Genomic DNA, 13,850 nt, shown 5'->3' on the forward strand with positions numbered 1-13,850 from the left:
CACAAGGAATGCATCTTGAAAAAACTCCTGCTCCTGGCTTGCCTGCTGCTGTCCTGCGCGGCGCATGCCGCCATCGACAGCGCGCTGCTGGCGCCCCTGGCCGGCGGTGATCCCGACGCCCGCGTCGAGGCCATCGTCAAGATCGGCGCGCTGGCCAACGACGAAGCCACCCGCCTGCTGGCGGCCCTCAAGAATGACGCGCTGTACGCCACGCCGGACGGCCGCATCTTCATCGTCACCGACGACAAGGCCTACAACCCGGCCACCGGCGAAACCGGCCCTCTGCCAGAAGGCCTGGACGGCGTGTTGGTCAACAACCGCCTGCGCGGCGCCGTCGACGACGCGCTGTCCGCGCTCAAGCTGTTCTCGCCGGATCGCGCGCAACGCCTTGCCGCCGCCACCGAGCTGCAAAAAAGCGTCACGCTGGCGCAGGCTCCGCTGATCGAGAAAGCGCTGGCGAAGGAACAGGACCCGGACATCCGCACCATGCTGCAACTGGTCGCCGGCACCGCCAACCTGCAATCGCCGGACGCCGCCAGGCGCAAGTCAGCCGTCGAAGCGCTGGCCGACAGCAGCAACGCCAACCTCCGCCCGCTGCTGCAAGCGATGCAGAGCGATAAAGAGCCCGACCAGGCGGTGCGCGTGGCCGCCGCCCACACCTTGCAGGCGCTGGACAGCCGCCTCGCACGCACCGAATTTATCGGCAACGTCTTCTACGGCATCTCGCTGGCCAGCGTGCTGCTGTTGACGGCATTGGGCCTGGCCATCACCTTCGGCCTGATGGGCATCATCAACATGGCCCACGGCGAGCTGCTGATGATAGGCGCCTACACCACCTACCTGTGCCAGCTCGGTTTCCGCAACTACTTCCCCTCGGCGGTGGACTGCTACCTGATCGCCGCGCTGCCGGCCGCCTTCCTGGTGACGGCCGCTGTCGGCATCGCGCTGGAGCGCACGGTGATCCGCTGGCTGTACGGGCGTCCGCTCGAAACCCTGCTCGCCACCTGGGGCATCAGCCTGATACTGATGCAGGCGGTACGCACCATCTTCGGCGCGCAGAACGTCGAGGTGGCCAATCCATCGTGGATGTCGGGCGGCGTGACGGTGCTTGGCTCGCTGGTGCTGGCGTATAACCGCATCGTCATCATCGTCTTCGCGCTGCTGGTGGTGGCCGGCGTCTGGCTGATACTGAACAAGACACGGCTTGGCCTGTTCGTCCGCGCCGTGATGCAGAACCGCCGCATGGCCGGCTGCGTCGGCGTCTCCACCGCAAAAATCGACATGATGACCTTCGGCCTCGGCTCCGGCATCGCGGGGCTGGGCGGCGTGGCGCTGTCGCAGCTCGGCAACGTGGGGCCGGACCTGGGCCAGAGCTACATCGTCGATTCCTTCATGGTGGTGGTGCTGGGCGGCGTCGGCCAACTGGCGGGCACCATCATCGCCGCGCTGGGACTGGGCGAAGCGAACAAATTCCTGGAACCGGTGGCGGGCGCGGTGCTGGCCAAGATCGCCATCCTGGTCTTCATCATCATGTTCATCCAGAAGCGGCCGCAGGGCCTGTTCGCCATGAAAGGCAGGAGCGCCGAATGAACCAACCCTCTCTCTTTTCGCACCGGGCGTGGAGCGGCATCGCCGCCTGCTGCGTGGTGCTGGCCGCGCTGCCGGTGCTGAACCTGGCCTTTGTGGACGGGCATCCGCTGCATGTGCCCAGCTACATGGTCAGCCTGGTCGGCAAATTCATGTGCTACGCGCTGGCCGCGCTGGCGCTCGACATGGTGTGGGGCTATGCCGGTATCCTGTCGCTGGGCCACGGTGTGTTCTTCGCGCTGGGCGCCTATGCGCACGGCATGTACCTGATGCGCGCCATCGGCAGGGAGGGCGTGTACCAGAGCGACCTGCCGGACTTCATGGTCTTCCTCGACTGGAAAACCTATCCCTGGTACTGGAGCGCCACCGACAGCTTCTGGTACTGCCTGGCGCTGGTGGTGCTGGTGCCTGGCGTGCTGGCGTTCGTGTTCGGCTTCTTCGCCTTCCGCTCGCGCATCAAGGGCGTGTACTTCTCGATCATCACGCAGGCCATGACTTACGCGTTCATGCTGCTGTTCTTCCGTAATAACACCGGCTTTGGCGGGAACAACGGCTTCACGGACTTCAAGCGGATACTGGGCTATCCGATCAGCGCGCCCGCTACCAAGGCCACGCTGTACCTGGTCACGCTGGCGATGCTGGCCGGCTCACTGCTGCTGTGCCGCTGGATCGTCAAGTCCAAGCTGGGGCGCGTGCTGCAAGCGGTGCGCGATTCGGAATCGCGGCTGATGTTCATCGGCTATAACCCGCTGTGGTTCAAGCTGTTCGTGTGGACGCTGTCGGCGGTGCTGTGCGGGATCGCCGGCGCGCTGTACGTGCCGCAGGTCGGCATCATCAATCCGTCCGAGATGTCGCCGGCGAATTCGATCGAGATGGTGATCTGGGCCGCGGTGGGCGGTCGCGGCACGCTGCTGGGTCCCATCATCGGCGCGTTCTCGGTCAACGGTTTGAAAAGCTGGTTCACCTGCGCCTTCCCGAACCTGTGGCTGTTCGCGCTTGGCCTGATCTTCATCCTGGTGACGCGCTACCTGCCGCAGGGCATAGCCGGACTGGCCGCGCGCTTGCGCAAGGAGCAGCCATGAGCGCCAACGAACATTTGAACATCTCGTCGGGCCGCGTAGCCGGCGAAGGGCTGGACACCACCCACGGCGCCATCCTGTACCTGGAAGAGATCACGGTGTCTTTCGACGGCTTCCGCGCATTGAATAAACTGAGCCTGGATATTTCGGTGGGCGAGCTGCGATGCATCATCGGCCCCAACGGCGCGGGCAAGACCACGATGATGGACGTCATCACCGGCAAGACGCGGCCCACATCCGGCACGGCGTTCTTCGGCCAGACCATGGACCTGAGCCGCATGACGGAATACCAGATTGCCCACGCCGGCATCGGCCGCAAGTTCCAGCGCCCGACCATCTTCGAGCAGCACACGGTGTTTGAAAACCTCGAGCTGGCGATGAAGACCGACAAGCGCGTGCGGCCTACCTTGTTCGCCCGCCTGTCGTCCGAACAGCACGGCAAGATCGACGAGATCCTCAAGCTGATACGCCTGGACGGCAGCGAACGGCGCCCGGCCGGCCTGCTGTCGCATGGGCAGAAGCAGTGGCTGGAGATCGGCATGCTGCTGATGCAGGAGCCGCAACTGATCCTGCTGGACGAACCGGTGGCCGGCATGTCCGACGCCGAAACGGCGCGCACGGCGGAACTGCTCAACGAATTGCGGGGCAAGCATTCGATCATGGTGGTGGAGCACGACATGGCGTTCGTGACGGAGATCGCGCAGCAGGGCATGGTGACGGTGCTGCACGAAGGCTCGGTGCTGGCGCAGGGCACGATGGCGCAAGTGCAGTCCGACGAGCGGGTGATTGAAGTTTATCTGGGGCGCTGAAAAATATGCTGCAAGTCGAGAAAATCAACCAGTACTACGGCTCCTCGCACACGCTGCGCGGCGTGTCGCTGGAGCTGGAGCGGGGCAAGTGCATGGCGCTGTTGGGCCGCAATGGCGTCGGCAAGACCACGCTGCTCAAATGCCTGATGGGCGTGCTGCCCGTGTCGGCCGGCACGGTCAGGCTGGAAGGGCGCGACATCACGCGCATGGCGCCGCACCAGCGCGCGCGGGCCGGCATCGCCTACGTGCCGCAGGGGCGGGAGATCTTCGCCAGGCTGACGGTGGAGGAGAACCTGCTGATGGGCCTCGCCACGCACAGCGGCAGGAAGGCCTCCACCATCAAGGGCGAGGTATACGAACTGTTCCCGGTGTTGAAGGACATGCTGCACCGGCGCGGCGGCGACCTGTCCGGCGGCCAGCAGCAGCAACTGGCGATCGCCCGGGCGCTGCTGGCGGAGCCCAGGCTGATCATCCTCGACGAGCCGACCGAAGGCATCCAGCCTTCCATCATCAAGGACATCGGCAACGTGATCCGGCTGCTGCGCCAGCGTGGCGACATGGCCATCCTGCTGTGCGAGCAGTACTTCGATTTCGCCCATGAACTGGCCGACCAGTTCATCGTGCTGTCGCGCGGCGAGGTGGTGGCGTCCGGCGCGCAGGCGGAGATGAACGACCCGGAGGTCAAGCGCCATCTGGCCGTCTAGGCCGGCGCCGGCTGCACGGCAGTGACAAAGCGTGCATTTCGCGCTTGAATTTCATGCTACATTGTCTTTCTTGTCACTTTGTAGTCATCATGAATCCACGACTGTCACGTTATGTATTTTTGTTGGTGCCGTTTGTGCTGTTGGTGCTGTACTGGATATCGAGCCGCCCCGGCGAAGGCCCGGCGGTGACGGTGCGCCGGGCCGCCGCCCATGACGACGTCAGGGTGGCGCGTAGCTGTTCGGACTTCCAACGCACCGGCAACCTGAGCGTGCCGGATGGCGACCATATGCGGCCGGCGACCGATGCAGAGAAATCTGAGGAAGAGTCGCGTTGCGCCGGCGAGGCCGAGTCGTCGGAGTAGGCGTCGCGCCCTGAAGTTGGCCGCTTCCACGATAACTGATAAAGTATCGGTCCTTTTTTATTTGTCAGGTTCCCCGTGGAGTTGCGTTTGCTTTTTTATATCCTCGATCTGATCGGCGTGGCCGTCTTCGCAGCCAGTGGCACGCTGGCGGCGATGGCTTCCCATCTGGATCTGTTGGGAGTGATGGTGCTGGCCGCGATGACCGCCATCGGCGGCGGCACCGTGCGCGACTTGCTGCTGAACCGCCATCCGGTGTTCTGGATCGAGGACCCCAAGCCGCTGCTGGTGATCGTCGGCTCGGCGCTGTTTACGATCCTCTGGGTGCAGGTGCTGCCAATACCGACCGACGCCTTGCTGATCGCCGACGCATTGGGCCTGGCGCTGTTTGCCATGTCAGGCGCCAAGGTGGCGGAGGCGCAGGGCTGTCGTGCGCTGATCGTCATCCTGATGGGCACACTGACCGGCGTCGGCGGTGGCCTGGTGCGCGACATCCTGTCCGCCAAGGTGCCGCTGATACTGCGCAAGGATATCTACGCGACCGCCGCCATCGCCGGCATCCTGCTCTACATCCTGCTGAAGAAGGCCGGCATGCCGCCGCGCTGGGCGTTCGGCACCGGCCTGGTTTCTATCGTGGTGGTGCGCCTGCTGGCGATTCAACTGGGCTTGCGTCTGCCATCGTTCTGACGCGCAGCTTGCCCATCGCGACCGCCGCCGCGGAGGTGCGCGTTTCCACGCCCAGTTTGACGAACACGTGTTCCAGGTGCTTGTTCACGGTGCGCGGGCTGGTGCCGAGGATGTCGCCGATGTCGCGGTTGGTCTTGCCCTTGATGACCCAGTTCAGCACCTCCGATTCGCGTTGCGTCAATTTGAAGGACGCCATCAGCTTCTCGATCTGCGCGCTGTCCGATTCCTCGCGCAGCACGATCATCCACTGCTCGTTTTCGCTGAACTCCGCCGCCGAGAAGACCAGGCGGCGGCTGGCCCGCTGCAGTGTCAGCGGCGGATGCGCCTGGCCCTGGCTGTGCGCCAGTTGCGTGGCCGCCAGCCAGTTCGTCAATTCCGTATCGACCGCGTAGCCCTGCATCAGCGTGCGCGCCAGCGGGGTTTGCCAGACGATCTTGCCGTCGCCCGGCGTCATCGCGATCACCGCGTTGCCGAAGGCATCCAGCGCGCTGCGGGCCTGGTCCATCAGGCGGGCGGTCTGCATGTGGGCGGCGATCCGCACCAGCACCTCGCTGGTGCGCACCGGCTTGCTGACGTAGTCATTACCGCCGGCGGCGAAGGCCGCCACCACATGCTCGGCCTCCGTCAGCCCGGTCATGAACACCACCGGGATGTGGCGCGTGGCCAGGCTGGCCTTCAGGTGGCGGCAGGTTTCGAAGCCGTCCATGCCCGGCATGACCGCGTCCAGCAGGATGATGTCCGGCTGCGCCTCGGCGGCGCGCTGCAGCGCGGTGGTGCCGTTGTTCGCCACCAGCACGGTGTAGCCCGATTCGTCCAGCGCGTCGTGCAGCACGGCCAGGTTTTCCGGCACGTCGTCCACCACCAGCACCACGGCGCGGTCAGTGTTGAAGTTCATTGTCTTGATTCTTTCGGAGGAAGTCGGCCATCGCATCCAGCTGGAAGCGGGCGGCGTAGTTGCGCATGGTCTGCGTGAAGTGCAGGTAGCGCGCATCGAGCGCGCTGATTTCATCGAGCTTGTTCTGGATGCCGCGCACATAACCGATGCGCACCAGTTCATTCAAGGCTTCCAGGTAGGCGGCGGGCGGCAGTATCAACTGCTTCAGCTCCGGCGCGGCCGCCGCCACCTCGATGCTGATGGCCGGCTGCGTGATCCACTCCAGCGCCAGGCGCTGGCCTATCCAGTCCAGCAGCTCGGCCACATTGACCGGCTTGACGATGAAGTCCGCCGCCGTGATGCCGGCCGCGTTTTCCATGCCCTTGTCGAAGGCGTTCGCGGAGACAATGGCGATCGGCACCTGCGACAGCTGGCGGCGGCGCAGGATGTAGCTGGCTTCCCAGCCGTCCATGGCCGGCATGGCCAGGTCCATCAGGATCAGGTCCGGCTGGAAGGAGGCGTGCAGGTCCAGGCATTCCAGGCCGGATTCGGCCAGCGCCACGTCGAAGCCCAGCGGCTGCAGGATGTTGAGCAGCATCTCGCGGTCCACGCGCTCGTTGTCGACCACCAGGATGCGGCGCCGCGGGCTGTGATAGCCGGTGCGCTGCGCCGACGGCTGCTCCAGCCGCCGCAGCTCGCGCGCGGTGGCGTGCACGCTGGGCAGGAACAGGCGGATGTGGAATACGCTGCCTTGCTTGGGCGTGCTGCGGATATTCAGTTCGCCGCCCATCAGCTGCGTCAGCATCTTGGAGATCGGCAGGCCAAGGCCGGTGCCGCTGGCGTTGGCGTGCGCGCTGGCGCTGCCGCGCGAGAAGGGTTCGAAGATATGGTCGATCTCCTCCTGCAGGATGCCGGGGCCGGTGTCCTCGACCTCGAACGAGGCCATCTCGCGCGCGTACTGCAGCCGCAGCACGATGCCGCCGCTGCTGGTGAACTTGACCGCGTTGCCGAGGATGTTGATGAGGATCTGCCCCAGCCGCTTGCGGTCGGCCCGCACGATGCGCGGCAACACGCCGGTCAGCTCATAGCGGAAGGCCAGGCCCTTGTTGGCCGCCTGCAGTTCGAACATGCGCACGATCTGGCCGATGAAGTCGGGGAAGTTCAACTCCTTCATCTCGAAGTTGAATTTGCCGCCCTCGATGCGGGCGATGTCCAGCGTGCCCTCGATCAGCGACAGCAGGTGCTCGCCGCTGCTGCGGATCACGCGGATGGCCTGCTGGCGGTGCTCCGGTATCGACGGGTCGTTGTCCAGCAGCTGCGCGTAGCCGAGGATGGAATTGAGCGGCGTGCGGATCTCGTGGCTGATGCCGGCGATGTAGCGGCTCTTGGCCTGGTTGGCCAGGTCGGCCGTCTTCTTGGCTTGCTGCAGCTGGGCGTCGGTCTGGCTGTGCAGTTCGATCTCGCGCGTCAGCAGGCCGGTCTGCCGGTTCGATTCCTCCTGCGCCACGCGCCGGCTTTCGCTGGTCAGCACCAGCCACCAGGCGACGATGCCGCTGGTGAGCAGCAGCGCCGCGAAGATCTTGAAGAACACCAGCCGCAGTTGCGGCAGCAGCGCGGCGTCGCCGGCCGGCAGCACCGATTGTTCGTGGTAGTAGATCAGGCCAAGCAGCGCGCCGAAGAACAGCACCGTCACGATCATCAGCAGCAGGTAGTGTCCCAGTCCGCTGCTCAGGTAGCGCCACAGGGACTTGGGCAGCAGCGCCTGCATCGCCGCCTGCCATTGCGACGACACCTTCGCGTGCGGCTTGCAGACGTCGTTGCAGCGCGCGTCCAGGCAGCAGCACAGGGAACAGATCGAGCCTTGATAGGCGGGGCAGTGCGCCATGTCCTCGGACTCGTATTCCTTCTCGCAGATCACGCAGGTCTTGCTGTGCACATGCACCGGCTTGCGGGCGGTGTAGTACTTGCCCCTGGTGGCGATGGCGATCAGCGGGGAGGCGACGAAGGCCGTCAGCAGCGCGATGAAGGCGGAGAAGGCCTGCGCCTGGTGGCCGAACAATCCCATGAACGCCGCCACCGACAGGGCCGACGCCAGCAGCATGGCGCCGACGCCGACCGGGTTGATGTCGTACAGGTAGGCGCGGCGGAACTCGATGCCCTTGGGGCTCAGGCCCAGCGGCTTGTTGACCACCAGGTCCGCCACCACCGCCGTGATCCACGAGATGGCGATGTTGGAGTACAGGCCGAGCACCTGGTCGAGCGCCTGGAACACGTCCAGCTCCATCAGCAGCACGGCGATCAGCGCGTTGAACACGGCCCACACCACGCGCCCCGGATGGCTGTGCGTGAGCCGCGCGAAGAAGTTGGACCAGGCCAGCGAGCCGGCGTAGGCGTTGGTCATGTTGATCTTGACCTGCGAGATCACCACCAGCAGCGCGGTCGCCAGCAGCGCCGTCGACGGGTTGGCGAACACCTGGCCGAAGCCGGCCAGGTACATCTGCGTCGGGTTGACGGCCTGCGCCAGCGGCACCGCGCTGCTCACCGCCAGGAAGGCCAGCAGCGCGCCGCCCAGCATCTTGGCGATGCCGAGCAGGATCCAGCCCGGTCCCGCGATCAACACGCCCAGATGCCAGCGGAAGCGGTTGGCGGCGGTCTTCTGCGGCATGAAGCGCAGGAAGTCGACCTGCTCGCCGATCTGCGTGATCAGCGCCACGCCGACCGCCGTGGCGGCGCCGAACATCAGCACGTTGAAGTGGCCGTTCGCGCCGGAGCGGCCGGCGTAGTGCAGCAGCTGCGGCAGCAACTCCGGCTGCTTGCGCAGGATGGCGATGAAGGGCAGGGCCATGAGCACCAGCCACACGGGCTGCGTCAGCATCTGGATGCGGCTGATCAGCGTGACGCCGTGCGTCACCAGCGGGATCACGATCAACGCGCTGACCATGTAGCCCAGGTAGAGCGGCAGGTGGAAGTACAGCTCCAGCGCATAGGCCATGATGGCCGCCTCCAGCGCGAACAGGATGAAGGTGAACGAGGCGTAGACGAAGGACGATATCGTTGAGCCGATGTAGCCGAAGCCGGCGCCGCGCGTCAGCAGGTCCATGTCGACGCCGTAGGTGGCGGCGTAGTAGCTGATCGGCAGGCCGGTGAGGAAAATGATCAGGCCCACCGCCATGATGGCCCACAGCGCGTTGATGAAGCCGTAGTTGACGGTGATGGTGCCGCCGATCGCCTCCAGCACCAGGAAGGAGATTGCGCCGAAGGCCGTGTTCGAGACACGGAACACCGACCACTTGCGGAACGCGCGCGGCGTGTAGCGCAGCGCGTAGTCCTCGATGGTTTCGCTGGCCACCCAGGTGTTGTAGTCGCGGCGGATCTTGACGATCCGCTGCGTCGGTTCGGTCTCTGTCGTTGTCATGCAGGGGCCCATAAAAAAAAGCAGCGATTAAGCTGCTTTTTTTAAGCAAGTTGCATGCCCGGCAAGTTCAGCGCTGTTTATTGCTGTTGAGTTTGTCCAGCAGGCGGGACAGTTCTTCCTGCATCGACGGCGACAGGTTGAGGAACTGGCAGCCGATCTGCACCTGCTCGCCCAGCAGGAAGGAGCGGAAGGTGCGCGACAGGCGGATCTCCAGGTCGGCGATCATCACCGAATCCGGGCCCAGCTCCAGCCGCACGCGCTGCAGCTTGCGGCCGACGTACAGGCCGACGCAGTCGCGCGGCGGCGCCCGCATGCCGACGCCGCCGGCCGAGAAGTCGTACAGCTGCAACTCGTAAGGCTTGCCGTTCAGCACAAACGAGGCCATGTAGTAGATGCCCAGCGGGGTTTCCAGCCGGGTCGAGGCGCGGCGGTTGAGCACCTGGCACTTGAGCGGGAATTCCAGCGGGATCAGCGTCGGTTCGCCGGGCGTGCAGGCCCAGTCCGGCGAACTGAGCTTGAACTGGATCTTGGCCGAGCGCAGCCAGGCCACGAACACGGCGTCGCCGGGCGGCAGGAACTCGCCCTCGTTCAGCTCCAGCACAAAGTATGGATTCTCGGGGTCGACCGACTTGATGCGCGCCATCACCACATTGGTGGTGCTGGCCGGATAAATCGAGATCGGGTCGCCGTTGTCGGCGAGCAGGGTCAGCGAATCGCCGATGTCATGCTCATCGGTCATGTCATGCGGTTTCGAACCCGCCGGTATGGGTTCCACAGCATCTTTTAGGCTGGGCGGGCCGCGGCGAAATTCATTTGGTATAGGATCGTTCACGACGGCATATCTCTTTGGTAATGACTCTACGATGCGAGGTCGATCCACACAGTTTACAGGCTATTCGCGCTCTTGGCTTGCTAAATGGCAAGAATATTTAGCCCACTGTGCGTTCTGGTCCACGCCTGCCTGATCAGAACTGTTCTTCGGGGCGCAGATAGCGCCACTGGCCCACCGGCAGGTCGCCCAGCTTGACCTTGCCAATACGCACACGTTTCAAGCCGACAACCTTGAGTCCGACCATGTCGCACATGCGGCGGATCTGGCGCTTCTTGCCTTCGCGCAGCGTGAAGCTGAGCTGGTCGTCGTTTTGCCAGCGCACCTTGGCCGGCAGCAGTGGCTTGCCGTCCATCCACAGGCCGTGGTTGAGCTTTTTCAGGTCGCTGTCCGGCAGCTTGCCCGGCTTGGTGTATTCGACCCGCACCAGGTATTCCTTGTCGACGTCGGTGGTTTCGCCGATCAGGTGCTTGGCCACGCGGCCGTCCTGGGTCAGCACCAGCAGGCCGACCGAATCGATGTCCAGGCGGCCGGCCGGCACCAGCGAGCGCAGCTGGGTGGGGTGGAAGATCTCCGGCGACGGATCGTCCGGCCAGCGGTTCTCCGGCTTGACCAGCACCACGGCCGGCTGGTAGCCGTCCTCGGCCTGGCCGCTGACGTAGCCCATCGGCTTGTTGATCAGCACGGTCACGCGCTTGGACTGCTCGGCGGCGGCCTGGCGCTCGACGGTGACGCGCTGGCTCGGGTAGATCTTGGTGCCGAGTTCGGAGACGACCTGGCCGTCCACCCGTACCCAGCCGCGCGCTATCCACTCGTCGGCCTCACGGCGCGAGCACAGGCCCAGTTCGGACATGCGTTTGGACAGGCGTAATAATTCTTCGGACATGATGCGTTTTCTATGAAAGGTGAAGCTAAGTTTATACCTTGATCGCGTCCAGCAGGTCGGTTTCGAGCTGGATCTGGCTGCGGGCGTTGTTGAGTGTGGCGCCGTCGATGAGGAACACGTCCTCCACGCGCTCGCCCAGCGTCATCACCTTGGCGGTGTGCAGGTTGATCTTGTACTTGGTGAGCACGTTGGCGATCGAGTACAGCAGGCCGGTGCGGTCGTTGGCGGCCACCGACAGCAGGTAGTACTGGCCGCGCTCGTCCGGGCGCAGGTCCACCGTCGGCTGGATCGGGAAGGTGCGCGACAGCCGCGACAGCCGGCCCTTGCCCGGCGCCGGCAGCGGTTCCGGATTGGTCAGCAGCGCGCACAGCTCGTGCTCGATCAGGCTGATGATGTCGCGGTAGCTCTTGGCGAAGTTCTGCTCGGTCACCAGGAAGGTGTCGAGCGCGTAGCCGTGGCGCGTGGTGTGGATCTTGGCGTCCAGGATGCTGAAGTTCTTGCGGTCGAAGTAGCTGCAGATGCGCGCGAACAGGTCCGGCTGGTCCTTGATGTAGACCGCGATCTGCAAGCCTTCGCCGATCGGCGCCAGGCGGCACTTGACCACCGGCTTGTCGCTGGTGAAGCGGTCGTACAGCGCGCGCGTCTGCCAGGCGATGTCGGAGGCGTCGTGGCGCAGGAAGTAGGCGACGTCGAGCTGCTTCCAGAACGGCTCGTGCGCGTCCGGCGGCAGGCCGTACAGGCGCAGCGTGGCCAAGGCCTCCTGCTGGCGGTTCTTCAGTTCGTGGTCGGCGCTGTGCGGCTCGCCGCCCAGCACGCGCAGCGTGATGCGGTACAGGTCCTCGAGCAGCTTGGCCTTCCACGCGTTCCACACCTTGGGGCTGGTGCCGCGGATGTCGGCCACCGTCAGCAGGTACAGCGCGGTCAGGTGGCGCTCGTCCTTGACCACCTTGGCGAAGGCGGCGATGACGTCCGGGTCCGACAGGTCCTGCTTCTGCGCCACCTGCGACATGGTCAGGTGGTTCTCGACCAGGAACACCACCAGTTCGGTGTCCTCGGCGCTCAGGCCGTGCTCGACGCAGAACTGCTCGGCGTCGACCGTGCCCAGCTTGGAGTGGTCGCCGCCGCGGCCCTTGGCGATGTCGTGGAACAGCGCGCCCAGGTACAGCAGCCACGGTTGCGGGAAGTTGGCCATCAGCTGGCTGCAGAACGGATACTCGTGCGCGTGCTCGGCCATCGTGAAGCGGCGCATGTTACGCACCACCATCAGGATGTGCTGGTCCACCGTGTAGACGTGGAACAGGTCGTGCTGCATCTGGCCGACGATCTTGCGGAAGTTGGGCAGGTAGCGGCCCAGGATGGACAGGTCGTTCATGCGGCGCAGCGCGTGGATGATGCCCACCGGCGCCTGCATGATGCGCAGGAACAGCGCGCGGTTGACCGGATCGGCGCGGAAGGCGGCGTCGATCTTGAAGCGCTCGTGCCACAGCGCGCGCATGGTGCGCGAGGTCATGCCTTGCAGCGAAGGGCGCTCGGTCATCAGCACGAAGATCTCCAGCATCGCCGATGGCGTGGTGGCGAAGGTGTCGTCGTCGCTGATGTCGATCAGGCCGTTGACGTCGTTGAAGCGCTCGTTGATGCGCACCGCCTCGCCCGACTTGGGGAACAGCCGTTCCTCGATGTTCTGCAGCAGGATGGTGTTCAGTTGCGTGACGGTCTTGGCGGCCCAGTAGTAGCGCTGCATCAGGTACTCGCTGGCGCGGCGCATGTTGACGCCGCTGCCGGTGGCCTGCAGGCCCAGCGATTCGGCGATCGCGGTCTGGACGTCGAACACCAGCCGGTCCTCGCGGCGGCCGGCGTGCAGGTGCAGGCGCACGCGGATGTCCTTGAAGGCGCGCTCCTTCTCCATCAGCTGCTTGGCCTCGGTCTGCGTGATCAGGCCGCTGGTGGCCAAGGTGCGCCACGAGTTGGCCAGGCCGGCGGCCTTGACCATCCACAGGATCACCTGCAGATCGCGCAGGCCGCCCGGGCTTTCCTTGCAGTTGGGCTCCAGGCTGAAGGCGGTGTCCTCGTACTTGGCGTGGCGCTGGCGCATCTCCAGCACCTTGGCGTGGAAGAAGGCGCGCGGGTCCATCGCCGCCTGGTAGCGCTCCTGCAGTTGCTGGAACAGCGGCTCGTCGCCGACGATCAGGCGCGCTTCGAGCAGGCTGGTCTGCACGGTGATGTCGGCCGCCGATTCGCTCAGGCACTCGTCCACGGTGCGGATGCTGTGGCCGATCTCCAGGCCCAGGTCCCACAGCAGCTGCACCAGCTCCTCCAGCTTGCCGGTGGTGGCGGCGTCGGGCGCGCGCTCCAGCAGGATCAGCAGGTCGACATCGGAATAGGGGAACAGCTCGCCGCGGCCGTAGCCGCCCACGCCGACCAGCGCGGTGTTGGCCGGCAGCCGGGCTTCGTGCCAGGCCGTGGTCAGCACCGCGTCCACGCTCTGGCGCAGGCTGCGCAGCAGCTTCTCCGGCATGCCGTCCGCCTGGAAGCCGGCGATGACGACCTGGCGGTCGGCCTTCAGCTGGCGCTTGAGTTGTTCGCGCAGTTCCTTCTTCATCGCCGCGGCTGGCATCCCGTGC

At 65.2% G+C, this 13,850-nt stretch carries 11 protein-coding genes; 6 read left to right on the plus strand and 5 right to left on the minus strand.

Features of this window, described 5'->3' with window-relative positions; translation table 11 throughout:
- The first annotated feature begins 15 nt into the window (after positions 1–15).
- The 6 genes from urtB to GTP90_RS17700 all read left to right on the plus strand — a co-directional run bounded on the left by urtB (position 16) and on the right by GTP90_RS17700 (position 5,225).
- A complete protein-coding gene (gene urtB / locus GTP90_RS17675) occupies positions 16–1,590 on the plus strand; it encodes an urea ABC transporter permease subunit UrtB (protein ID WP_161084791.1) in 1,575 nt (524 codons plus the stop codon).
- Positions 1,587–2,669, plus strand: coding sequence for an urea ABC transporter permease subunit UrtC (gene urtC, locus GTP90_RS17680; protein WP_161084792.1), 1,083 nt, complete (start codon positions 1,587–1,589; stop codon positions 2,667–2,669). The genes urtB and urtC overlap by 4 nt, the downstream gene beginning before the upstream one ends.
- A complete protein-coding gene (urtD, locus tag GTP90_RS17685; RefSeq protein WP_161084793.1) occupies positions 2,666–3,475 on the plus strand; it encodes an urea ABC transporter ATP-binding protein UrtD in 810 nt (269 codons plus the stop codon). The genes urtC and urtD overlap by 4 nt, the downstream gene beginning before the upstream one ends.
- 5 nt (positions 3,476–3,480) lie before the next feature.
- Complete coding sequence (gene urtE, locus GTP90_RS17690; RefSeq protein ID WP_161084794.1) at positions 3,481–4,179, plus strand: urea ABC transporter ATP-binding subunit UrtE; 699 nt, start codon at positions 3,481–3,483, stop codon at positions 4,177–4,179.
- Positions 4,180–4,268: 89 nt separating this feature from the next.
- A complete protein-coding gene (locus tag GTP90_RS17695) occupies positions 4,269–4,541 on the plus strand; it encodes a hypothetical protein (RefSeq protein ID WP_161084795.1) in 273 nt (90 codons plus the stop codon).
- Between the two features lie 87 nt (positions 4,542–4,628).
- Positions 4,629–5,225, plus strand: a complete 597-nt coding sequence (locus GTP90_RS17700) for a trimeric intracellular cation channel family protein (RefSeq protein WP_161084796.1) — start codon at positions 4,629–4,631, stop codon at positions 5,223–5,225.
- Here GTP90_RS17700 and GTP90_RS17705 read toward each other — a convergent pair.
- The 5 genes from GTP90_RS17705 to GTP90_RS17725 form a co-directional block, all read right to left on the minus strand.
- Positions 5,167–6,120 (minus strand): response regulator transcription factor, encoded by a 954-nt coding sequence (locus tag GTP90_RS17705; protein WP_161084797.1) that lies wholly within the window; start codon positions 6,118–6,120, stop codon positions 5,167–5,169. The genes GTP90_RS17700 and GTP90_RS17705 overlap by 59 nt on opposite strands.
- Positions 6,104–9,514 carry a hybrid sensor histidine kinase/response regulator gene (locus GTP90_RS17710; protein ID WP_161084798.1) on the minus strand — a complete coding sequence of 1,137 codons (3,411 nt, stop codon included), beginning with the start codon at positions 9,512–9,514 and terminating at the stop codon, positions 6,104–6,106. The genes GTP90_RS17705 and GTP90_RS17710 overlap by 17 nt, the downstream gene beginning before the upstream one ends.
- A 67-nt stretch (positions 9,515–9,581) precedes the next feature.
- A complete protein-coding gene (locus tag GTP90_RS17715) occupies positions 9,582–10,253 on the minus strand; it encodes a flagellar brake protein (RefSeq protein ID WP_161084799.1) in 672 nt (223 codons plus the stop codon).
- Between the two features lie 226 nt (positions 10,254–10,479).
- Complete coding sequence (locus GTP90_RS17720; protein ID WP_008449305.1) at positions 10,480–11,229, minus strand: pseudouridine synthase; 750 nt, start codon at positions 11,227–11,229, stop codon at positions 10,480–10,482.
- A gap of 31 nt (positions 11,230–11,260) precedes the next feature.
- On the minus strand, positions 11,261–13,828 hold the full coding sequence (locus tag GTP90_RS17725) for a [protein-PII] uridylyltransferase (RefSeq protein WP_161084800.1): 2,568 nt from the start codon (positions 13,826–13,828) through the stop codon (positions 11,261–11,263).
- Between the last annotated feature and the right edge of the window lie 22 nt (positions 13,829–13,850).

The sequence above is a fragment of the Duganella vulcania genome (assembly GCF_009857655.1).
GTDB lineage: Bacteria > Pseudomonadota > Gammaproteobacteria > Burkholderiales > Burkholderiaceae_D > Rugamonas > Rugamonas vulcania.